A 22,439-nucleotide genomic window follows, 5' to 3' on the forward strand; every position below is an offset into this window, starting at 1 on the left:
GCCGGCCGCGAACCGTTGCCCGGCGTTCGCGATTCGCCACCGGCGGCTGTGACACTGGAGGGGCTCGAAAACCGAGGTGCGCTCCGCCGTGCCTCCTTGCGAACCTAGAGGGATGCCCGCAGTGAGTTCTCCCGCAGTCCAGTCCGCCCCCGCGCCCTCCGAGGGCCCCGGAATCGGCGAGCTGGCCGCCCGCCTGCCCGAGCTGACCCTGCGCGACGAGGTGCGGATCGGGCGCCGGCTGGAGGGGGCCCGCCGGGTCCGCAAGCCCGAGGCCCGGCAGAAGGTCGCCGCCGAGATCGCCGCCGACATCGACCGCGCCGAGTTGCTGGTGGCGCAGCGCCGGAGCGCCGTCCCGACGATCACGTATCCGGCCGAGCTGCCGGTCAGCCAGAAGAAGGACGAGATCCTGGCGGCGGTCCGGGACCACCAGGTGGTGATCGTCGCGGGCGAGACCGGCTCCGGCAAGACCACCCAGATCCCGAAGATCTGTCTGGAGCTGGGCCGCGGGGTGCGCGGTCTGGTCGGTCACACCCAGCCGCGCCGGATCGCCGCCCGTACGGTGGCCGAGCGGGTCGCGGAGGAGCTGAACAGCCCGCTGGGCGAGGCGGTCGGCTGGAAGGTCCGGTTCACCGACCAGGTCGGCCAGGACACCCTGGTCAAGCTGATGACGGACGGCATCCTGCTCGCGGAGATCCAGACCGACCGCGATCTCCGCCAGTACGACACCCTGATCATCGACGAGGCGCACGAGCGCAGCCTCAACATCGACTTCATCCTCGGCTACGTCAAGCAGCTGCTGCCCCGCCGTCCCGACCTCAAGGTCGTGATCACCTCCGCGACGATCGACCCGGAGCGCTTCTCCCGGCACTTCGGCGACGCCCCGATCATCGAGGTCTCCGGGCGGACGTACCCGGTCGAGGTCCGGTACCGGCCAATCGCCGAAGACACTGCCGACGGCGCGGAGGAGGACGCCGCCGACCGCGACCGGGACCAGGTCCAGGCGATCTGCGAGGCCGCCCAGGAGCTGCAGGACGAGGGCCCGGGCGACATCCTGGTGTTCCTCTCCGGCGAGCGCGAGATCCGCGACACCGCCGACGCCCTGAACCGGCTGAAGCTGAGGAACACCGAGGTCCTGCCGCTGTACGCCCGGCTCAGTTCGGCCGAGCAGCACCGGGTCTTCCAGCGTTCCAGCAGCCGCCGGATCGTGCTGGCCACCAACGTGGCCGAGACCTCGCTCACCGTCCCCGGCATCAAGTACGTGATCGACCCGGGCACCGCCCGGATCTCCCGCTACAGCCACCGCACCAAGGTGCAGCGGCTGCCGATCGAGGCGATCAGCCAGGCCAGCGCCAACCAGCGCAAGGGCCGCTGCGGCCGCACCTCGGACGGCATCTGCATCCGGCTGTACTCGGAGGAGGACTTCCTCTCCCGCCCCGAGTTCACCGACGCCGAGATCCTGCGCACCAACCTGGCCTCGGTGATCCTGCAGATGACCGCGGCGGGCCTCGGCGACATCGCCGCCTTCCCGTTCCTGGACCCGCCGGACTCGCGCAACATCAAGGACGGCGTCCACCTGCTGCACGAGCTGGGCGCGCTGGACCCGGAGGAGAAGGACCCGCGCAAGCGCCTCACCCAGCTCGGCCGCAAGCTCGCCCAGCTCCCGGTGGACCCGCGGATGGCCCGGATGGTGCTGGAGGCGGACCGCAACGGCTGCGTCCGCGACGTCATGGTGATCGCCGCCGCGCTGTCCATCCAGGACCCGCGCGAGCGCCCCGCGGAGAAGCGCCAGGCCGCCGACGACCGGCACCGCCGGTTCACCTCGGAGACCTCGGACTTCATGTCCTACCTGGCGATGTGGCGCTACGTCCGCGAGCAGCAGAAGGAGCTCTCCTCCTCGGCCTTCCGCCGGATGTGCAAGACGGAGTTCCTCAACTACCTGCGGATACGGGAGTGGCAGGACATCTACACCCAGCTGCGCACGGTGGCGAAGCAGTTGGGCGTGACGATCGAGGAGCCCCACCCCGACGCCGAGCCGGACGCCGACCGGATCCACCAGTCGCTGCTGGCCGGCCTGCTCTCCCACATCGGCCTGTTCGACGTGGAGAAGCGCGAGTACGGCGGCGCCCGCGGTGCCCGGTTCGCGGTCTTCCCGGGCTCCGGCCTGTTCAAGAAGCCGCCGCGCTGGGTGATGTCGGCCGAGCTGGTGGAGACCTCGCGGCTCTGGGCCCGGATCAACGCCAAGATCGAGCCGGAGTGGGTGGAGCCGCTGGCCGGCCACCTGATCAAGCGCAGCTACAGCGAGCCGCACTGGGAGAAGAAGGCCGGCGCGGTGCTGGCCTACGAGAAGGTCACCCTCTACGGGATGCCGGTCGTCGCCCAGCGCAAGGTCAACTACGGGCGGATCGACCCGGAGCTCTGCCGCGAGCTGTTCATCCGCAACGCGCTGGTCGAGGGCGACTGGGAGACCCACCACAAGTTCTTCGCGGAGAACCGCAGGCTGCTCGGCGAGGTCGAGGAGCTGGAGAACCGGGCCCGCCGCCGCGACATCATGGTGGACGACCAGACCCTGTTCGAGTTCTACGACGCCCGGCTGCCCGACGAGGTCGTCTCCACCCGGCACTTCGACTCCTGGTGGAAGAAGGCCCGGCACGACCAGCCGGACCTGCTGAACTTCGAGAAGTCGATGCTGATCAACGACGCCGCCGGCGGCGTCACCGAGGCCGACTACCCGGACCACTGGCAGCAGGGCAAGCTGCGCTTCCAGCTGACCTACCAGTTCGAGCCGGGCAGCGACGCGGACGGCGTGACCGTCCACATCCCGCTGCCGGTGCTCAACCAGGTCACCGCGGAGGGCTTCGACTGGCAGATCCCCGGCCTGCGGGAGGAGTTGGTCACCGCGTACATCAAGTCGCTGCCGAAGGCGATCCGGCGCAACTTCGTGCCGGCCCCGGACTTCGCCAAGGCGGCGCTGCGCGCGGTGAAGGACCGCCAGGAGCCGCTGCTGCCGTCGCTGGAGCACGCCCTGAAGCGGCTGACGGCCGTCACGGTGCCGCCGGAGGCCTGGGACGACGAGCGGGTGCCGGAGCACCTCAAGGTGACCTTCCGGGTCGTGGACGGGCGCCGCAAGCTCGCCGAGTCCAAGGACCTGGAGGAGCTGCGGCTGAAGCTCAAGCCGAAGCTCAAGGAGACGCTCTCCTCGGCCGCCTCCGGCCAGGGCATCGAGCAGGGCGGGCTGACCGCCTGGCCGGAGTCCCTGCCGGTGCTGCAGCGCACCTTCGAGCAGCGCTCGCGCGGCCACTCGCTGCGCGCCTACCCGGCGCTGGTGGACGAGGGCGCCGCGGTCGGCATCAAGCTGTTCGACACCCCGGAGGCCCAGGCGCAGGCGATGTGGGACGGCACCCGGCGGCTGCTGATGCTGACCACCACCTCCCCGGCCAAGTCGATCCAGGGCCGGCTGGGCAACCAGGCGAAGCTGGCGCTCTCGCACAGCCCGCACGGTTCGATCGCCGCGCTCTTCGAGGACGTGGTGTCCGCCGCGACGGACCGGCTGATGACCCTGGCCGGCGGACCGGCCTGGGACGAGGCGGCGTTCGGCAAGCTGCACGACAAGGTGCGCGCGGACCTGTACGACCTGTCCGCGGACACCACGCTGAAGACGGCCACCGCGCTGATCGCCTTCCACAAGGCCTCGACCCGGCTGAAGTCGGTGAGCAGCCCGGTGCTGCTGAACGCGGTGAACGACGTCCGGCTGCACCTGGCCTCGCTGGTGCACCCGGGCTTCGTGACGGCCACCGGCTGGCGGCGGCTGCCGGACCTCAAGCGCTACCTGCTGGCGGTGGACCGCCGCCTGGAGGCGCTGCCCAACCACCCGCAGCGGGACGCCCAGCAGCTGCTGAAGGTGCAGCAGGTGCAGCAGGCGTACGGGGAGCTGCTGGCGGCGGTGCCGGCCGGCCGGCAGCCGTCCGAGGAGGTGCGGGCGATCCGCTGGATGATCGAGGAGCTGCGGGTCAGCTTCTTCGCCCAGTCGCTGGGCACGCCGAGCCCGGTCTCCGAGAAGCGGATCATGAAGGCGATGGAGGCGGCCCGGGCGACGCTCTGACCCCGGGGCCGCGGGTCACCGCCCTGAGCTGCGGGTGGGCCTTCAGGAGCCAGTTCGACCTGGGGGCCCACCATGGGCTACAGTCTGTCTTGTTCGCAGCGCGGCAAGCGAGTGAACGAGATCAGAACAATCTGGTCCTGTGGAGCAGTTGGTTAGCTCGCCACCCTGTCAAGGTGGAGGTCGCGGGTTCAAGTCCCGTCAGGATCGCCGCAGTGCGAGAGGCCCGGAATCGTCAAGGTTCCGGGCCTCTCGCGTTTCCACGCCGCCACCACTATCCCGAACCGGGTCCGGACCACAAGTGACGGACCGTGTGACGGTCACCACGCATCCTTCCTCGAAACCGGGCGTGGCACACCCTTCCCAAGGACCCGCTAATTTAATATGTAAAATTGCACTTCTATTCACTGTAAATCCCCCCCGCCCCATGAACACCAAATCGTTATCCGGAGTTCAGCATTCCGATGGACCGGCCCGCCGCCCCGAGGCATGACAAAGGGGCCGCTTACCGGACCCGGCGGAGTCCGGTAAGCGGCCCCTTTGAAAGAGCCTTTGGCCTATCAGGCCTCAGTGCGCTGAGCGGGAATCCCGGCCAGCAGAGCGCGCACCTCCGCCTCACGGTAACGGCGGTGACCGCCGAGCGTGCGAATCGACGTCAGCTTGCCCGCCTTGGCCCAGCGGGTGACCGTCTTCGGGTCCACGCGGAACATGGTGGCGACCTCTGCCGGCGTCAGCAGGGGCTCAGCATCAGGGGTACGAGCGGTCATGAGCGGCCTCCTCGGGAGAACCGAACCAGGGCGGTTCTATCCTTCAAATTCTGCACCTTGGCCCGCGATGCCCGAAATGGCATAGACGGGCCGAGTCGGTTATAGGACGAACGGCTTGTCCTGGTGTCTACAACTACACCATCCGTCCAGCCCTATCGACCAAACCGCCAAAATTGACCCCTCACGGGTTCAAGGCTGACGGATGGCGATGGACCACCCCATAACGGACAGTCACACGGCGATGACATCCGGTTACGAAGGGACCAGACCCTCCGTTTCCCCGCAAAGCGCGCATCGACTCCAGAACCACCCAAAAGTGGGCACGCTCACGTGAAGTTGGGCTGGTTGTCCCATTTTTGCACATAGGGGTAAGTTCGCGTCAACGGTGAGTAGTGTCACGTTCGACGGCTATTGACCCGAACCAGGACCTTGGTCATCGGTGTTCCGGTCCCAAGGACCCTTACAGTCATACACGGGTGGTCGGACGTCAGTTCGCGTACCGCAGCGCCAGCACCCGGCGCCAGCGCACCGTCAGTTCCCCGTACACCCGCAGCGCCTCCGCGGTGTCCCCCGCCCGCAGCGCGCGCAGCCCCTCCTCCAGCTCCCCGGCCGAACGGTCCGCCAGCAACCGCTCCGGCCCCATCAGGTGCACCAGCCCCCCGTAGTCCAGTTCCACCAGCGAGCGCGGATGGAACTCCTCCAGCCACCGCCCGATCAGCTCCGCCCCCCGCACCAGCTCCCCGTCCGGCACCGCCTCGCGCAGCGCCCGGTAGGCCCGCGCCACCCGCCGGCGCGCCTGCGCCATCGGCACCAGGTAGAAGAGCGCCGCCGGCCGGCCGTCCCGCTCCCCTCCCCCCGACGGCTCCCTCCCGGGCTCCCTCCCGGGCTCCCCGCCGGGCGGCCCGCCGCCGGACAGGCCCCCGCCCTCCGCCCGACCGCCCGGGACGAAGCAGCGGTCCTCGTCCCCGAACGGCAGGAACCAGCGCACCGGCACCTCCCACCGGCTGGTCAGGATCCACGGCCGGGCGTCCGGGTGCTCGGCCCGCCAGCGCTCCCGGTCCGCCTCGGCGGCCTCCCGGACGGCCGGCGGCAGCGCGGTGTCCAGCAGCGCCACCGGCGCCCCGGCCCGCAGCTCCTCCAGCGCCTGCCAGCTGCGCAGCCTGGTCGCCCACGGGCAGACGTAGAGGACGCCGTCCACCACCCGCAGGAAGGCCCGCCCGCTCTCCCGCTCCGGCAGCGCCCGGGGCGTCCGGGCGGCCAGCTCCGCGAGCGCCTCCCGCTGCTCCTCCAGCACCGCCGCCGCGACCGGCTGCGCCGCCTCCCCCGCGTCCGGCCCGTGCTCCGCCGCGTAGGCCTGCCAGCGGGCCCGCTCGGGCTCCGGGTAGGCCGCCAGCGGCTCGTAGACCCGCAGGTGGGCGGCGTAGGGCGGTTGTACGGAGGTGCGTACGGCGGTCACGTCCTGCATGGTCGCACGGGCCGACCGGGCCCGGGAGGGCGCGGCCACGAACCGTTCGCGCCCGCACCGCGCACCCCCTCCCGTCTCACCCCTCGGACAACCGGCACAAGCTCGGACAAGAGGGCCTATCGGCGGCGCCCACCCGACTACGCTTCCCCTTAGGCGCCCGCACCACAGCAGCGGGCCTTCGATACTGGAGTCACCACAGTGACCGACGTACAGACCCCCGCCACGCACCCCGCACCCGGCGTGCTCAGCAGGATCTTCCGTACCGAACAGGACGGCGCCCCCGGCGACGGCCACGAGCAGGTCGTCCTCTGCCACGACCGCAGCTCCGGCCTGAAGGCCATCATCGCCATCCACTCCACCGCGCTGGGCCCGGCCCTCGGCGGCACCCGCTTCTTCCCGTACGCCTCCGAGGAGGCGGCGATGGAGGACGCGCTGAACCTGTCCCGCGGGATGTCCTACAAGAACGCGCTGGCCGGGCTGGACCTCGGCGGCGGCAAGGCCGTCATCATCGGCGACCCGAACAAGGACAAGAACGAGGCGATGCTCCGGGCCTACGGCCGCTTCGTGGAGTCGCTGCGCGGCCGCTACATCACCGCCTGCGACGTGGGCACCTACGTGCAGGACATGGACGTCATCGCGCGCGAGACCGAGTTCGTGACCGGCCGCTCGCCCGAGCACGGCGGCGCCGGCGACTCGTCGATCCTGACCGCCTTCGGCGTCTTCCAGGGCATGCGCGCCTCCGCCCAGGCCCGCTGGGGCCAGCCGACCCTGCGCGGCAAGCGGGTCGGCGTCGCGGGCGTCGGCAAGGTCGGCCACTACCTGGTCGGCCACCTGGTCGCGGACGGCGCCACCGTCGTCGTCACCGACCCCTTCGAGGCCGCCGTCAACCGCGTGCGCGCCGCCCACCCGGACGTGGAGGTGGTCGCCGACACCGCCGCCCTGTTCCAGGCCAAGCTGGACGTCTACGCCCCCTGCGCCCTCGGCGGCGCCCTGACCGACGGCGTGGTCGCCGCGCTCGGCGAGGCCGGCACCTCCATCGTGTGCGGCGCGGCCAACAACCAGCTGGCCCACGCCGGCGTCGAGAAGGACCTCGCCGACCGCGGCATCCTCTACGCGCCGGACTACCTGGTGAACTCCGGCGGCGTCATCCAGGTCGCCGACGAGATCGAGGGCTTCAACTTCGACCGGGCCAAGAACAAGGCCACCAAGATCTTCGACACCACCCTGGAGATCTTCACCCGGGCCGCCACCGACGGCGTCCCGCCGGCGGTCGCCGCCGACCGCCTGGCCGAGAAGCGGATGCGCGAGATCAGCGCGCTGCGCACGGTGCTGCTCCCGGGTGCCCGCCGCGGCTGATCCGGCCGTCGCCACCCGACCCCGGATGCGCGGGGGGCCGCCACCGTGGCCCCCCGCGCATCACGATGTGGAACCGGATTCTCACTTCTCCGGCCGAACGGGTGATCCGGGGTCCCCCTAGGGGGGATAATCAGTCCTGGAACGACGGACCCAAGACACCTCCGGACAGCGCGAAAATCGCCGCAAAACCTCCCTTGACCTGGAAAGACCTGGTCTCGGGTGCGGTCGGTGCGCGCCACGTCACACCAACGACGTACCGTCCAGCGGCGGAAACAGGTACCGTTAATGCTCCAAGGGACGGCTTCTCCCATTCGGGCAGGCCGGTCCTGATCATGAACACGTGTCAGACTCGGGGCCGTGAGCCCCATCGTTGAGGGGGTCGACCCATGGGGCGCGGCCGGGCCAAGGCCAAGCAGACGAAGGTCGCCCGCGAGCTGAAGTACAACAGCGGCGGGTTCGACGCTAACCGTCTGTCCAACGAGCTGGGCGTATCGCCGTCCGCTCCTTCGATCGAGCCGGAGCCGATCGAAGAGGAGGAGGACGACGACCCGTACGCGGAGTACGCCGCCCGCTACGCCGACCTCGACGACGAGGACGACAACGAGCCGGGCACCGGGGCCTCGCAGGCCTCCCGCCGCTCGTAACAGCAGCTCCACCGGACCGGTCCGGCGCCCGAGGCGCCGGACCGGTCTTCGGCGTGCCCTGCTACTCGCCCAGCTCACCGGACGGCCCGGCGTGGGCAGGAGTCTGCTCGGGGCTGGCCGGTAGGGCGCCCGTACGCGGGAGGGCCCCTCCGGACGTGCCGGAGGGGCCCTCTCGTCGTCAGGTCCGGGTCAGACCGTCCGGAAGCCCTCGTAGGCGTTGTAGAGGGCCGCGCCGCCCTCGTGCTCGTCGGTGCGCTCGACGATGTCGCCGAGCAGCCAGGACTCGACGCCGCGGTCCTCCAGGATCGACAGCACGGCGTCCACCGAGTGCGGCGGGACGACCGCGACCATGCCGACGCCCATGTTGAGCGTCTTCTCGATCTCCAGGGTGGCCACGTTGCCGACCTCGGCGACGGTCCGGAAGACCGGCAGCGGGGTCCAGGTGCCGCGGTCCAGGCGGGCGTGCAGGCCGGCCGGGACGACCCGGGCCAGGTTGGCCGCCAGGCCGCCGCCGGTGACGTGCGAGAAGGCGTGGACCTCGGTGGCGCGGGTGAGCGCCAGGCAGTCCAGCGAGTAGATCCGGGTCGGCTCCAGCAGCTCCTCGCCGAGCGTGCGGCCGAACTCCTCGACCTTGCGGTCCAGCTTCCAGCCGGCCTCGTTCAGCAGCACGTGGCGGACCAGCGAGTAGCCGTTGGAGTGCAGGCCGGAGGCGGCCATCGCGATCACCACGTCGCCGGCCCGGACCCGGTCCGCGCCGAGCAGCGCGTCGGCCTCGACGACACCGGTGCCGGCGCCCGCCACGTCGTACTCGTCCGGGCCCAGCAGGCCGGGGTGCTCGGCGGTCTCGCCGCCGACCAGGGCGCAGCCGGCCAGGGCGCAGCCCTCGGCGATGCCCTTGACGATCGCGGCGACCCGCTCCGGGACGACCTTGCCGACGCAGATGTAGTCGGTCATGAACAGCGGCTCGGCGCCGCAGACCACCAGGTCGTCCACGACCATGCCGACCAGGTCGTGGCCGATGGTGTCGTGCTTGTCCATGGCGGCCGCGATGGCCACCTTGGTCCCCACGCCGTCGGTGGCCGAGGCCAGCAGCGGCCGCTCGTAGTTCTTGAAGGCGGACGCGTCGAAGAGCCCGGCGAAGCCGCCGAGACCGCCGACCACCTCGGGGCGGTTGGCCTTCTTCACCCACTGCTTCATGAGCTCGACGGCGCGGTCGCCCGCCTCGATGTCGACACCGGCGGCGGCGTAGGTGGCGCCGTTCTGGTTGCTGGTCACTGCGGTGCGGCCCTCTCGGGTCAGGGGGGTGGTTCGGGAAGAGCGGGGGCGGAACGGCGGTGGGGCCCCGGTTCGCGGGACCCCACCGTGGATTCGTTACGGGCGGCGCAGCGCGTCGGCCGCGCCCGCCCCGCCGAGCAGCGACTGGACGCCGTCCAGGTCGCTGCCGCTGGTCGGCTTGCCGCGGACGGCCGGCGGCTGCTGGCCGCCCTTGATCTCGGCCTCCAGCAGGAGCTTGCCGAGCAGCGCCGGGTCCGGCAGCTCCATCGGGTACTCGCCGTCGAAGCAGGCCCGGCAGAGCTTGTCCTTGGGCTGCTTGGTGGCCTCGATCATGCCGTCGATCGAGATGTAGGAGAGCGAGTCGGCACCGAGGGTGCGGCCGATCTCCTCGATGGTCATGCCGTTGGCGATCAGCTCCGCGCGGGTGGCGAAGTCGATGCCGAAGAAGCAGGGCCACTTCACCGGCGGGGAGGAGATCCGGATGTGGACCTCGGCGGCGCCGGCCTCGCGCAGCATCTTCACCAGCGCGCGCTGGGTGTTGCCGCGGACGATCGAGTCGTCCACGACCACCAGGCGCTTGCCCTGGATGACCTCGCGCAGCGGGTTGAGCTTGAGGCGGATGCCGAGCTGGCGGATGGTCTGGCTGGGCTGGATGAAGGTGCGGCCCACGTAGGCGTTCTTCACCAGGCCGGAGCCGTACGGGATTCCGCTGGCCTCGGCGTAGCCGATCGCGGCGGGGGTGCCGGACTCGGGCGTCGCTATCACCAGGTCGGCCTCGACCGGGGCCTCCTTCGCCAGGCGGCGGCCCATCTCCACGCGGGAGAGGTGGACGTTGCGGCCGGCGATGGAGGTGTCGGGGCGGGCCAGGTAGACGTACTCGAAGACGCAGCCCTTGGGCTTGGCCTCGGCGAAGCGCGAGGTGCGCATGCCGTTCTCGTCGATGGCGATGAGCTCGCCGGGCTCGACCTCGCGGATGAAGGAGGCGCCGCAGATGTCGAGCGCCGCCGTCTCGGAGGCGACGACCCAGCCGCGCTCCAGCCGGCCGAGCACCAGCGGGCGGATGCCCTGCGGGTCGCGGGCGGCGTAGAGCGTGTGCTCGTCCATGAAGACGAGCGAGAACGCGCCCTTGACCGAGGGCAGGACGAGCTTGGCCGTCTCCTCGATGGAGAGGTCCGGGTGGCCGGCGAGCAGGGCCGTCACCAGGTCGGTGTCGTTGGTCGCCGCGGTCCGGCCGGAGCGCGAGACGTGCTCCTCGCCGGGCAGTTCGGCGACCATGGCCGCCAGTTCGGCGGTGTTCACCAGGTTTCCGTTGTGCCCGAGGGCCAGCGAACCGTGGACGGTCGCCCGGAAGGTCGGCTGGGCGTTCTCCCAGACCGAGGAACCGGTGGTCGAGTAGCGGGCGTGTCCGACGGCGATATGCCCGTGCAACGACCCCAGGGAGGCCTCGTCGAAGACCTGGGAGACGAGTCCCATGTCCTTGAAGACGAGAATCTGGGAGCCGTTGCTCACTGCGATGCCCGCGGATTCCTGACCGCGGTGCTGCAGGGCGTAAAGGCCGAAGAACGTGAGCTTGGCGACCTCCTCGCCGGGAGCCCAGACACCGAAGACGCCGCAAGCGTCCTGGGGGCCTTTCTCACCGGGAAGAAGATCGTGGTTGAGTCTTCCGTCACCACGTGGCACGCCTTCGAGTCTAGGGCAGTTGGCACAGGCTTCCGGAACCCGGGATGCCGGGTTTGTCGGACGATCGGTGAGTAACGCGCGTAGACAAAACCCCTTACGGGGCGGGGATTTCGGCCGGCCGGAATTCCCCCCGGCGGCGGTTGGCCTTGTGGTTCGCGCCTGTTGGGGAGTTCCGTGTGCGGAGCGGGGGGTGTCGGCGGGCGGACGAACGTGAGCCTGCTCACCCGGCGTTCACGCGGGCTTCACGCGGCCGGAATCGCGCGGCCTCGCGCGGCCTCAGGCGGCTTCACGCGGCCTCGCGCCGTCTCGCGCGGCCTCAGGCGGCTTCACGCGGCCGGAAGGAGCAGGCCCCAGGCCGCCGGGTGCACCGTCCAGGTCCGGGCGCGGACCGGGCCGACCGGGTGGCCGTCCGCCTCGTAGCCGAAGCCGCGGCCGACCACCGAGACGCTCGCCGCCCGGGCGCGCACCAGGGCGCCGGAGGCCCGGACCACGACCTCCATCTCCCCGGTCCCGTCCGAGGCGCCGGACGGCAGGGTGACCTGGACCAGCCGGACCGGCCGGTGGACGTCGGCGAGCAGCCGGCCGTCGGCCTCGACCCGGACCCTGGGGTTGTGGTCGGTGCTCTCCGGGGTGAGTGCGTTCGCCTGCTCGGCCGCAGCCAGTTTCGCCCATAGCGAACGCCAGCCACCCGTACGGCCCCCCGTCCAGCGCGTCCCGCCGCCGGTGATCCGCACCCCGCCCAGGGCCACCCCGCCCCCGTCGTCGACCAGCAGGTCCAGCCGGCGGGCCGCACCCGACAGCACCGCTCGCGCGGCCCGGACCGGCTCCCCCGGCACACCCAGCGCGCGGGCCGTCGCCAGCTCCTCCGCGCGGCCGACCGGAACCATCCCCACCGGTTCCGTGCCCAGCTCACGCTGCCGGTGCAACGCCTGCAGCACCCGCTGCAGGGCAAGATCAGAACCGATCACCACCGGTCGCCTCCGACCCCGGTGCGAAAGCACCCGGTCGAGTTCGGACGTGCTCTCCGGATAGACCACCTTCACGTCCGCACCCCCGCAGAGCACGTCCTTCGCGATCCGCACCGACTCGCCGTCGGTCCGCCGGGCCACCGGGTCGAGCAGCAGCAGGAGCGGCTCGGGGCCGCCGGTAGCAGGCGTGGACAGGGACGACACGACCGGTCCTTCCTCAGGTAATCTCTCGGTGCAAGAGCCCCTTGCGCCATTGCGCCAGGGGCTTCGTCTATCTCGGGGCAGACTGCGGCCTACGCAGGATGCCCCAACCGGAAGGGGTGTACGCCTGTGCCGGCACTCGTGCTCGTTGGCGCTCAGTGGGGGGACGAGGGCAAGGGGAAGGCCACCGACCTCCTCGGCGGCTCCGTGGACTACGTCGTCCGCTACCAGGGCGGCAACAACGCCGGTCACACGGTGGTCATCGGCGACCAGAAGTACGCCCTGCACCTGCTCCCTTCCGGCATCCTCAGCCCGAACGTCACGCCGGTGATCGGCAACGGCGTCGTGATCGACCCGGCCGTGCTGCTCTCCGAGCTGGCCGGCCTGAACGAGCGCGGCATCGACACCTCCAAGCTGCTGGTCTCGGGCAACGCCCACCTGATCACGCCGTACCACCGCACCCTGGACAAGGTCACCGAGCGCTTCCTCGGCAAGCGCCGGATCGGCACCACCGGCCGCGGCATCGGCCCGACCTACGCGGACAAGATCAACCGCGTCGGCATCCGGGTCCAGGACCTGTTCGACGAGTCGATCCTGCGCCAGAAGATCGAGGCGGCGCTGCACGACAAGAACCAGGTCCTGGTCAAGCTGTACAACCGCCGCACCATCCCGGCCGACCTGGTGGTCGAGGAGTACCTGGGCTACGCGGAGAAGATCAAGCCCTTCCTCGCCGACACCACCCTCGTCCTGGACGAGGCGCTGAAGGCGGACAAGGTCGTCCTGCTGGAGGGCGGCCAGGGCACCCTGCTCGACGTCGACCACGGCACGTACCCCTTCGTGACCTCGTCGAACCCGACCGCGGGCGGCGCCTGCACCGGCGCCGGCATCGGGCCCACCAAGATCGACCGGGTCATCGGCATCCTGAAGGCCTACACCACCCGCGTCGGCTCCGGCCCGTTCCCGACCGAGCTGTTCGACGCGGACGGCGAGGCCCTGCGCCGGATCGGCGGCGAGCGCGGTGTCACCACCGGCCGTGACCGCCGCTGCGGCTGGTTCGACGCCGTGATCGCGCGCTACGCGACCCGGGTCAACGGCCTCACCGACTTCTTCCTCACCAAGCTCGACGTGCTGACCGGCTGGGAGCAGATCCCGGTCTGCGTCGCGTACGAGATCGACGGCAAGCGGGTCGAGGAGCTCCCCTACAACCAGTCCGACTTCCACCACGCCAAGCCGATCTACGAGACGCTGCCGGGCTGGACCGAGGACATCAGCAAGGCCAAGTCCTTCGCCGAGCTGCCGAAGAACGCCCAGGCGTACGTGAAGGCGCTGGAGGAGATGTCCGGCGCGCCGATCTCCGCCATCGGCGTCGGCCCGGGCCGTGACGAGACGATCCAGATCAACTCGTTCATCTGAGCCAGGCCGCCAGGCACGTCGTAGGCCGGGCGCTTCGAGGGCCCCGTGGGATCCGTCCCGCGGGGCCTTTGCTCTGCCCCGGTCGGGCATTTTGTACTAGTGCAGATATCTCTTGCGTCTAGTGCAGAGCGGCGCTACGTTCGGCCCATGACCGCGAAGCTGCCCTCCCCCGTCACCCTCACCGGCCGCCACATCCGCCTGGAGCCGCTGGAGCGCCGTCACCTCGCCGACCTCTGGGCCACCGTCGGCTCCGACCCCGAGGTCTGGCGCTGGATCCTCGTCCACGTCCCCACCTCGGAGGACGAGCTGGGCGCGCTCCTCGACGTCCGCACCGCCGAGGCGGCGGCCGGGGAGTCGGTGTACTTCACCGCCGTCGACCTCACCACCGGCCGGGCCGTCGGCATCACCGGCTACCACGACTTCAGCGCCGAGAACGAGTACCTGGAGATCGGCGGCACCTGGTACGCCCGCTCGGTCTGGCGCACCGCCGTCAACACCGAGGCCAAGCTGCTGCTGCTCACCCACGCCTTCGAGGAGCTCGGCATGGGCCGCGTCTTCTGGAAGACCGACGCCCTCAACGAGCGCTCCCGCAACGCCGTCCTGCGCCTCGGCGCCCGATTCGAGGGCATCCACCGCCGCGACCGCCTCCGCCCCGACGGCACCTGGCGGGACAGCGCCTACTTCGCGATGCTCGCCGACGAGTGGCCGGCCGCCAAGTCCCGCCTGGTGGACCGCCTTTCCCGCGGCTGAGAACGCCTCGGGCGGCTGGAAGGGCGGCGGTGCCGCACACCCGCTCCGGGCGAGCACCGGCTTGCCGTCGGAAGCCGGCCGGCAATCCGCCGCCACACCTCCGGTGGTGTGCCGCCGCTATTTCCGTTCTCCGGTGACGGAATGGCCCGCCGCGATACCGCGCTTCGCCGGGCGGTGTTCCCGGGGCTGGAGGTTGACCAGCCAGACCAGCCAGCCGACGAAAAGGACGGCGAGGAGGAGTGCGGACAACGCGGCGACGAGAAGCGCATTCACCGGGATGCGGAAATGCGGTGGGAAGGACGGGGATGGTGGGGAAGGCGGAGAGGCGTGGGAAGGGGCATGGCTGTCTCCGGTCGTTGATGTTCGGGCGCCGTGACCATGCATCTGGTGTGTAATTACGGCTGATTGACGACTGTTTAGGCGGCAACAAGTCAGCGAGTGACACGACGACCATAGGGTCAGGGTGCCAGAGTTGCTACCGAGCGAGAGAACGTTCACTCCATCGTGGGGTATCCCCCAATTCGGTAGCTAGGGCCCGGTATGCGCGGCACACTTCACCGGAAGCATCGACCGCAGCCGCGACCCGGAGAAGAGAGTCATGCCACCCCGCTTGTCGCCGACCGTGCGCCAGCAGCGCCTCGGAATCGAGTTGCGCAAGATGCGCGAACGCGTGGGCGTGACGCCCAAGACCCTGGCCGCGACCATCGGCACCGACCTGCCCAAGATCTCCCAGATGGAGAACGGCAAGTCGGGCATCAGCGCCGACCGGTTGCGGACCTGGGCGCGCACCTGCGGCTGCAAGGACGGCCCGTACCTGGACGCACTGCTCGCGATGACGCAGGACCGGCGCAAGTACTGGTGGGACAGCTACCGGGGCCGGCTGCCCAACGAGATCATCGACATCGCGGAGATGGAGCACCACGCCTCCTCCCTGTCCATCCTCAACAGCACCTTCATCCCCGGCCTGTTGCAGACCCCGGAGTACGCCGCCGCGGTGTTCGAACGCCTCCCCCCGCAGTACCAGCAGGAGGCGGAGGCCCGGAGGGAATTCCGGATTCGGCGCCAGCAGATCTTCGACGACCGTCCGAAGCCGTACAGCGCATTCCTCCACGAGTCCGCGCTGCGCATGCAGTTCGGCGGTCCGGAAGTGCTGCGCGAACAGTTGCTGAGCCTGCTGGAGAATTCCGAGCGGCCCGGGGTGGAGATCCGGGTGATCCCGTTCAGCGTCCCCACCTACACGGGATCCGGGGAGAGCCTGTACCTCGCCCGCGGGCCTGTCCCGGAGCTCGACACCGTCCAGATCGACCTCTCCCACGGGCCGAAGTTCGTGCACTCCGAAGCGGAATTGGACTCCTACCGCCGGATCAAGGAGAGGACCGCGATGATCTCGCTGGAGCCGGACGAGTCCCGGGAGTTCATCTGGACCTTACGGAAAGACTTCTCATGAGCAGTTGGCGCAAGGCCTCGGCCAGCGGCGAGAGCGCCGACTGCGTCGAGGTCAGGGCCGCGGGCGGGCTGGTGGAGATCCGCGAGTCGGACCGGCCCGAGGTGGTCGTACGGACCACGCCGCGCAAGTGGGCCGCCTTCGTCCGCGGGGTGAAGGCCGGGGAGTTCGACCGGTACGGCGACCTCACCCGGCCGTGACACCGGCCCCGGCGGCGGCCGGGCACCGGCCCGGCGGCAGCTGAGACACCGGCCCCGGAAGCGGCCCCCGACGCCCGCCCGGCGGCGACCGTCCCGGCCCGCGGCGGCGGTAGGCTTGGCAGCCCACAGTGGACCCCTGCGCCTGGCACAGCACTCCGGGTGGGGTGCGCGTGCGGGAGAAATCGGAGCATCCGAGGATGGCTCGGCACCTGATCACCAGCGCCCTTCCCTACATCAACGGGATCAAGCACCTGGGCAACATGGTCGGGTCCATGCTCCCGGCGGACGTCTACTCCCGCTACCTGCGACAGCGCGGCCACGAGGTGCTGTTCATCTGCGCCACCGACGAGCACGGCACCCCCGCCGAGCTGGCCGCGAAGGACGCCGGGCTGCCGGTCGCCGAGTTCTGCGCCCGGGCGCACGACGCGCAGAAGGCGGTGTACGACGGCTTCGGGCTCTCCTTCGACCACTTCGGCCGCAGCTCCTCGCCGCAGAACCGGGAGATCACCCAGGAGATCGCCCGCGAGCTGCAGCGCAACGGCTTCATCGAGGAGCGCGCGATCCGCCAGGTGTACTCCAACGCCGACGGACGCTTCCTGCCGGACCGCTACATCGTCGGCACCTGCCCGCACTGCGGCTACGACAAGGCCCGCGGCGACCAGTGCGAGAACTGCACCCGGGTGCTGGACCCGACCGACCTGCTGGAGCCGCGCTCGGCGATCAGCGGCAGCGCCGACCTGGAGGTCCGGGAGACCAGGCACCTGTTCCTGCTGCAGTCGAAGCTGACCGACGAGGTCGAGGAGTGGGTCGCCGCCCACGGCGACGACTGGCCGGTGCTGGCCTCCTCGATCGCCCGCAAGTGGCTGACCGAGGGCCTGCAGGACCGCGCCATCACCCGCGACCTGGAGTGGGGCGTCCCGGTGCCGGCCGACGTGTGGCCCGAACTGGCCGCCGAGGGCAAGGTGTTCTACGTCTGGTTCGACGCCCCGATCGAGTACATCGGCGCCACCAAGGAGTGGGCGGACGCGGCCCCGGCCGGGCAGCCCCGGGACTGGAGGTCCTGGTGGTACGAGGCCGACGCGACCGTCCGCTACACCGAGTTCATGGGCAAGGACAACGTCCCGTTCCACACGGTGATGTTCCCGGCGACGATCCTCGGCTCGCGCCGCCCGTGGAAGAAGGTCGACTACGTCAAGGCCTTCAACTGGCTGACGTACTACGGCGGGAAGTTCTCCACCAGCCAGAAGCGCGGCATCTTCAGCGACGTCGCGCTGGAGCTGCTCCCGGCCGACTACTGGCGCTACTTCATGATGGCCCACGCCCCCGAGTCCGACGACTCCAGCTTCACCTGGGACCTCTTCGCCTCGGTGGTCAACAAGGACCTCGCCGACACCCTCGGCAACTTCGTCAACCGGGTGCTCACCTTCAGCCGCAAGCGCTTCGGCGACGACGTCCCCGGCGGCCACCCGGCGGGCGAGGCCGAGCAGCGCCTCGGCGAGCAGGTCGCCGGGCTGCTCGCCGAGTACGAGGCCCAGCTGGACGCGCTCAACTTCCGCAAGGCCGCGCAGGCGCTGCGCGCGCTGTGGAGCGCGGGCAACGCGTACCTGGACGAGAAGGCGCCCTGGCTGCAGGTGAAGACCGACCAGGACGCGGCGGCGCTGACCCTGCGCACCGCGATGAACCTGATCCACCTGTACGCGGTCGTGTCCGAGCCGTTCATCCCGACCGCGGCGGCGGCGATGCGCGGGGCCTTCGCGCTGCCCGCGGACTCCGCGGCCGCCACCTGCCGCTGGGTCGGCCCGGAGGAGGCGCGCGCGCTGGACCTGGTGCCGGCCGGGACGGCGTTCACGGTGCCGCCGGTGCTGTTCGCCAAGATCACGGACGAGGACCTGGCCGCCTGGGCGACGCGCTTCGGCGGCTCGGAGGGCTGAGGTCCGTGGACGGAAGCGGGGCCCGGGGAGGCGATCCCCCGGGCCCCGCTCGCTATCGAGCGGTCTCCCCGGCCACCCAGTCCAGGTAGCCGGGGCTGCCGGCCACCACCGGCACGGCGATCACCTCGGGCGTCTCGTAGGAGTGCCGCTCGGCGACGAACGCGCCCAGCCGGTCCGCGAGTTCGGCCCGGGTCTTGAGGTCGATCCGCCACTCCTCGGCGTCCCGCACCTCGCCCTCCCACCAGTACACCGACCGGACGGGGTACACCTGGGCGCAGGCCGCCAGGCGCTCCCGGACCACGGCGGACGCCAGGGCCCGCGCCAGTTCCTCGCTCTCGTGGGTGGTCGTCACCACGACGAAGCGCTGCTCACCGACTGTCATGTTCCGACGGTATCCCGGAAGTCGGGCTGCCGGGGCGGCCCGGGAGTCGGGCTTCCCGGGCGGTTCTCCGTTGCGCGTCACATCGTAAATCTGCGATAGTTCGATACGTTCGACGCTTCGGGTCGGACGGACGACGGAAGGGGAGCCGCGTGAGTGACGTCGAGAGCCTGGGGCTGGGCCGGTTCGGGATCTACACCTTCGACTTCGAAGGCCTGCGCGCGAGCCGGATCAGGGACCACGCCCAGGAGTTGGAGGAGCTCGGCTGGCCCGCGCTCTGGGTCCCCGAGGGCATCGGGCGCGAGGCCTTCACCCACGCCGCCCTGCTGCTCTCCGCCACCCGGCGGATCCGGATCGCCAACGGCATCGCCCAGGTCTGGGGCCGCGAGGCCCGCCGCACCCACGGCGCCGCACTGCTCCTCGCCGACGCCCACCCGGACCGCCACCTGCTCGGGCTCGGCTACGGCGGCCTCGCCCGGCCCGGGGTCAAGCCGCTCGCCGTGATGGCCGGGTACCTGGACGAGCTCGACGCCCTCGACGCCGACCCCCACAACCCGGCCCCGGCCGCCCCGGTCCGACGGGTCCTCGCCGGGTACGGCCCGAAGATGCTCGAACTCGCCCGCGACCGCTCGCTCGGCGCCCACACGTACCACGTCACCACCGCGCACACCGCGCAGGCCCGGGAGATCCTCGGCCCGGACGCCCTGCTCGCGGTCGAGCACGCCGTCCTGCTCGAAGCCGACCCCGAGGTCGCCCGCACCACCGCCCGCGAGCACCTGGCGCCCTACCTCGCGTCCCCGTACAACGCCGCCAAGTTCCGCCGGCTCGGCTACACCGACGAGGACTTCGCCGACGGCGGCAGCGACCGGCTGGTGGACGACCTGGTGTACTGGGGCGACCTCGACACCGTCGCCGCCAAGCTCCACGGCCAGCTGGCGGCCGGCGCGGACCACGTCGCCGTCCAGGTCATCGGCACCCCGCCCGGCGGCTCCGCCCTCCCGCACTGGCGCCGGCTGGCCGAGGCCCTGGTCTGAGCGCCGCTCCGGGACCCCGGGCCCCGCACCACCGCCGGTACCCTTCCTGACATGGATGCCGACCTGGTCACCGCCCTGCGGGCGATCGCGAACCCGACGCGACTGCAGCTGCTGACCTGGCTGCGCGACCCCGAACGCCACTTCCCGCTGGACGGCGCGATCGCCGACCCGCACGAAGTCGGCGTCTGCGTCAGCCACATCCAGGCCAAGGCCGGACTCGCCCAGTCCACCGTCTCCGCCTACCTCGCCGAACTCCAGCGGGCCGGGCTGGTCCGCGCCACCCGCATCGGCAAGTGGACCCACTACCGCCGCGACGAGGCGGCCATCGCCACCCTGCTCAGCACCCTCGGCCACACCCTCTGACCACCGGGGCCCCCACGTCGGCCCGGCGGCCGCGGCGGCCTCGGCCGCCGGGTCGGGTGCGGTGACTCAGGCCTTGCGGGCCGTGTGGACGGTCATCGCGGAGAGGTAGAAGGCGTCCCGGCGGTGGAGGATGCCGGTGGGGGCGTCCTCGTCGAGCAGGGCTTCGAGGGTGCCGCGGTCCTCCGGCCGAAGGCTGTCGGCGAGCTGGTCGTGCAGCCGGCTGAGCTGGGTGCGCAGGTACTCGCGGGTGCCGCGGTCCAGCGGCGCGGGGCGGTCGACCAGGAAGGTACGGGTGCCGCTCGGGGTCAGGCCGGCCCGTTCCAGCATGGCCGGCCAGTCCTCGATCTCCTCGGTGCTGCCCGGCAGTTCGGCCCGCATGGTGCTGAAGCCGTCCTCGTGGACCGCGTCCAGCCGGGCCTGGAAGCCGGGCCGGCCGAGGCCGAAGTCGCGCGGCAGGAAGCGCGTCGCCAGGCCGCGTTCGGCGACCGCGAGCAGGCCGCCCGGCCGCAGCACCCCGGCGAGCGAGGTGAGCGCGGCCTGCTGGTCGCCCAGGTGGTGGATCGCGTTGCCGGACCAGATCAGGTCGGCCTCGCCGAGCTTGTCGAACTCGGCGGGCAGATCGGCCTGTTGGGTGCCGAGCCGACCGCCCGAGCGGGTCCGGGCGCGCTCCAGCAGGGCGGCCGACTGGTCGACGGCCACCACCTCGGCGGCCGGGAAGACCCCGGCCAGCAGTTCGGCGATCACCCCCGGTCCGCTGCCGACGTCGAGGACCCGCCGCACGCCGGCGGCCGCGCCGTCCGTACGGTCCGTGCCGCTCGTGCCGTCCGCGACGCCCGTCCCGCTCGCCCCGGCGCCGTACAGGCCGGACAGCCAGCGGGCGGCCTCGGTGACGGCGTCGGCGCGCAGGTCTGCCTCGTGCTCCAGGTGCGCGGCGAGCGCGTCCCAGTCGAAGTCGGCGGCCGGGACGTGGCCGTGCCCGTGCTGGTGGCCGGCGCCGTGCTGCTGCTGCTGGTGGTGGTGAGAGGTCATGTCCCTTGTCTCCGTTCGTTGTTGACGAAAAGCCTGCCGCCTCAGGCGGGCACCCCGGCGCCGGACGCGCGGTGGGCGGCGACCGCCCGTCCGAGATCCTCCACCGCCAGGCTGCGTCCGACCGCGAAACAACGGCAAGCTTTGTTGCCACCCCAGCAAACAGCTGCCGCTCACCCGCCGGTGCGCCGCCAGTACGAGCGGGTCGCCACCACCAGCGCGACCCCGTACCCGGCGAACGCGAACATCCCCACCCAGGAGATCTGCAGCGCCTGCTCGGCCGTGGCGAGCTCGCCCGCCCTGATCCGGATCACCCCGGTCGTGCACAGCGCCAGGTAGCCGATCCCGACCAGCCCGTACGGCGCCAGGGTGGCCGCGCCCAACAGCGCCGGGGTGAGCGGCAGCCAGCGCGGGACGCGGCGGCCGCGCAGCGGCAGGGTCCAGCGCGGGAAGACCTGCCCCCACGGCCGGACCAGCCCCCACAGCAGGAACACCCCGACCGCCGCGAGCAGCACGGTGCCGTCCAGCCCCCAGCGCTCCAGGGCCAGCCAGAGCCCGGAGGAGCCGTTGCGCACGTAGTCGGCGTACATCCGGTCACCGCTGATCCCGGCGAAGCTGCCGCCGAGCGCCCAGACCAGCTTCATCACCACGTACGGCAGGAAGGCCAAGGTGCCTGCCCAGGCCGCGAGTTGGACGGTGGCCGGGGCCGCCGAGGGGGCCGGCACCGTTCGCCTCGCCCGGCCGCCCGGCCGCTCGCCCCGGGCGGCACCGGCCAGCAGCACCGCCCCGACCGCCGCCAGCACCCGGAGCACCGTGTCGGGGACGCTGTCCACCGCCTGCCCGAACAGCAGCGTCACCGTGTCCATCAGCAGGCCCCAGGCCGCCACCGCGGTCAGCCCGCACAACCCCCACAGGCCCCGCCGCAGCCCCGCCGACACCCGCGGCCGCCCCGCCGCCCACCCGGCCCCGGCCGCCGCCAGCCCCACCCCGGCGACCACCCACCCCAGCCAGCCGGCACCGAACAGCGCCGTCCCACTGCCCGCGCACCCCAGCCCGAACCCCGCGTAGCCGACGCCCCACCCGGCCACCGCCCGCCCGTCCCGCACCCACCCGCGCTTCACCATGGCCCCAGGCTCACCCGCCCCACCCGCCCCCGGCCTCAGCCCCCACGACGATCCCGCTCCCCCACGCGAGGGATCCGGGGCGAACGGCACGGCACGAGGCGATGCGGCGCACCACACTGACGTCATGAAGACCATCACGCGGCGCGAACTCGCGGCGCGGTCCGAGGCCGTCCTCGACGACGTCGAAGCCGGCGAGATCTACCGCATCACCCGCAACGGAACCGAGATCGCCGAGGTCCGGCCGATGAGCGACCGGCCGATGAGCAACCGCCGACGATTCGTCCCCGTGGACGAGCTGCACCGCACGTGGCAGAGCGCACCCA

18 protein-coding genes and 1 tRNA gene are annotated in these 22,439 nt (G+C 71.5%); 11 read left to right on the plus strand and 8 right to left on the minus strand.

Annotated elements, in window-relative coordinates; translation table 11 throughout:
• Positions 1–112 precede the first annotated feature (112 nt).
• Together hrpA and ACYP53_RS07595 are read left to right on the plus strand one after the other, a co-directional pair.
• Positions 113–4,099, plus strand: coding sequence for an ATP-dependent RNA helicase HrpA (hrpA, locus tag ACYP53_RS07590; RefSeq protein WP_459646968.1), 3,987 nt, complete (start codon positions 113–115; stop codon positions 4,097–4,099).
• 133 nt (positions 4,100–4,232) lie between these two features.
• Positions 4,233–4,306 (plus strand) — tRNA-Asp (locus ACYP53_RS07595).
• A 350-nt stretch (positions 4,307–4,656) separates the two neighbouring features.
• Here ACYP53_RS07595 and bldC read toward each other — a convergent pair.
• Complete coding sequence (gene bldC / locus ACYP53_RS07600; RefSeq protein WP_014137253.1) at positions 4,657–4,863, minus strand: developmental transcriptional regulator BldC; 207 nt, start codon at positions 4,861–4,863, stop codon at positions 4,657–4,659.
• Positions 4,864–5,350: 487 nt separating this feature from the next.
• Complete coding sequence (locus ACYP53_RS07605; protein WP_459646969.1) at positions 5,351–6,319, minus strand: hypothetical protein; 969 nt, start codon at positions 6,317–6,319, stop codon at positions 5,351–5,353.
• A gap of 207 nt (positions 6,320–6,526) precedes the next feature.
• Here ACYP53_RS07605 and ACYP53_RS07610 point away from each other — a divergent pair, with 207 nt between their 5' ends.
• Complete coding sequence (locus ACYP53_RS07610) at positions 6,527–7,684, plus strand: Glu/Leu/Phe/Val dehydrogenase dimerization domain-containing protein (protein ID WP_459646970.1); 1,158 nt, start codon at positions 6,527–6,529, stop codon at positions 7,682–7,684.
• A gap of 386 nt (positions 7,685–8,070) precedes the next feature.
• Positions 8,071–8,328 carry a DUF3073 domain-containing protein gene (locus ACYP53_RS07615; protein ID WP_189913416.1) on the plus strand — a complete coding sequence of 86 codons (258 nt, stop codon included), beginning with the start codon at positions 8,071–8,073 and terminating at the stop codon, positions 8,326–8,328.
• A gap of 189 nt (positions 8,329–8,517) precedes the next feature.
• Here ACYP53_RS07615 and purM read toward each other — a convergent pair whose 3' ends face one another.
• From purM to ACYP53_RS07630, 3 genes are all read right to left on the minus strand, one after another.
• Positions 8,518–9,603, minus strand: a complete 1,086-nt coding sequence (gene purM / locus ACYP53_RS07620; RefSeq protein WP_189913415.1) for a phosphoribosylformylglycinamidine cyclo-ligase — start codon at positions 9,601–9,603, stop codon at positions 8,518–8,520.
• Between the two features lie 96 nt (positions 9,604–9,699).
• Complete coding sequence (gene purF / locus ACYP53_RS07625; RefSeq protein ID WP_189913414.1) at positions 9,700–11,283, minus strand: amidophosphoribosyltransferase; 1,584 nt, start codon at positions 11,281–11,283, stop codon at positions 9,700–9,702.
• 326 nt (positions 11,284–11,609) lie between these two features.
• Positions 11,610–12,455, minus strand: a complete 846-nt coding sequence (locus ACYP53_RS07630) for a diacylglycerol kinase family protein (protein ID WP_459646971.1) — start codon at positions 12,453–12,455, stop codon at positions 11,610–11,612.
• A gap of 126 nt (positions 12,456–12,581) precedes the next feature.
• On the opposite strand from ACYP53_RS07630, the gene ACYP53_RS07635 reads away from it, so the two are divergent.
• The 5 genes from ACYP53_RS07635 (at position 12,582) to metG (ending at position 18,190) form a co-directional block, all read left to right on the plus strand.
• A complete protein-coding gene (locus tag ACYP53_RS07635) occupies positions 12,582–13,865 on the plus strand; it encodes an adenylosuccinate synthase (RefSeq protein WP_189913413.1) in 1,284 nt (427 codons plus the stop codon).
• A 147-nt stretch (positions 13,866–14,012) separates the two neighbouring features.
• The gene (locus tag ACYP53_RS07640; protein WP_189913412.1) at positions 14,013–14,615 is read left to right on the plus strand and encodes a GNAT family N-acetyltransferase; all 603 of its coding nucleotides are present in this window, start codon (positions 14,013–14,015) and stop codon (positions 14,613–14,615) included.
• A gap of 598 nt (positions 14,616–15,213) precedes the next feature.
• On the plus strand, positions 15,214–16,062 hold the full coding sequence (locus ACYP53_RS07645) for a helix-turn-helix domain-containing protein (RefSeq protein ID WP_459646972.1): 849 nt from the start codon (positions 15,214–15,216) through the stop codon (positions 16,060–16,062).
• A complete protein-coding gene (locus ACYP53_RS07650) occupies positions 16,059–16,259 on the plus strand; it encodes a DUF397 domain-containing protein (RefSeq protein ID WP_189913409.1) in 201 nt (66 codons plus the stop codon). The genes ACYP53_RS07645 and ACYP53_RS07650 overlap by 4 nt, the downstream gene beginning before the upstream one ends.
• A gap of 197 nt (positions 16,260–16,456) precedes the next feature.
• Positions 16,457–18,190, plus strand: coding sequence for a methionine--tRNA ligase (gene metG / locus ACYP53_RS07655; protein ID WP_459646973.1), 1,734 nt, complete (start codon positions 16,457–16,459; stop codon positions 18,188–18,190).
• 52 nt (positions 18,191–18,242) lie between these two features.
• On the opposite strand, the gene cutA is transcribed toward metG, so the two are convergent.
• Positions 18,243–18,572: a divalent-cation tolerance protein CutA gene (cutA, locus tag ACYP53_RS07660; RefSeq protein WP_189913407.1), complete on the minus strand. Its 330-nt coding sequence runs from the start codon at positions 18,570–18,572 to the stop codon at positions 18,243–18,245.
• Between the two features lie 149 nt (positions 18,573–18,721).
• Between cutA and ACYP53_RS07665 the strand changes: the two genes are divergently transcribed.
• Complete coding sequence (locus tag ACYP53_RS07665) at positions 18,722–19,603, plus strand: TIGR03620 family F420-dependent LLM class oxidoreductase (RefSeq protein WP_459646974.1); 882 nt, start codon at positions 18,722–18,724, stop codon at positions 19,601–19,603.
• 51 nt (positions 19,604–19,654) lie between these two features.
• Complete coding sequence (locus ACYP53_RS07670; RefSeq protein ID WP_189913406.1) at positions 19,655–19,966, plus strand: ArsR/SmtB family transcription factor; 312 nt, start codon at positions 19,655–19,657, stop codon at positions 19,964–19,966.
• A 66-nt stretch (positions 19,967–20,032) separates the two neighbouring features.
• Here ACYP53_RS07670 and ACYP53_RS07675 read toward each other — a convergent pair whose 3' ends face one another.
• Together ACYP53_RS07675 and ACYP53_RS07680 are read right to left on the minus strand one after the other, a co-directional pair.
• On the minus strand, positions 20,033–20,995 hold the full coding sequence (locus ACYP53_RS07675) for a class I SAM-dependent methyltransferase (RefSeq protein ID WP_459646975.1): 963 nt from the start codon (positions 20,993–20,995) through the stop codon (positions 20,033–20,035).
• Positions 20,996–21,165: 170 nt separating this feature from the next.
• Positions 21,166–22,116 carry a hypothetical protein gene (locus ACYP53_RS07680; RefSeq protein ID WP_459646976.1) on the minus strand — a complete coding sequence of 317 codons (951 nt, stop codon included), beginning with the start codon at positions 22,114–22,116 and terminating at the stop codon, positions 21,166–21,168.
• Positions 22,117–22,439: the final 323 nt, after the last annotated feature.

Source organism: Kitasatospora sp. Ki12, from assembly GCF_054601375.1.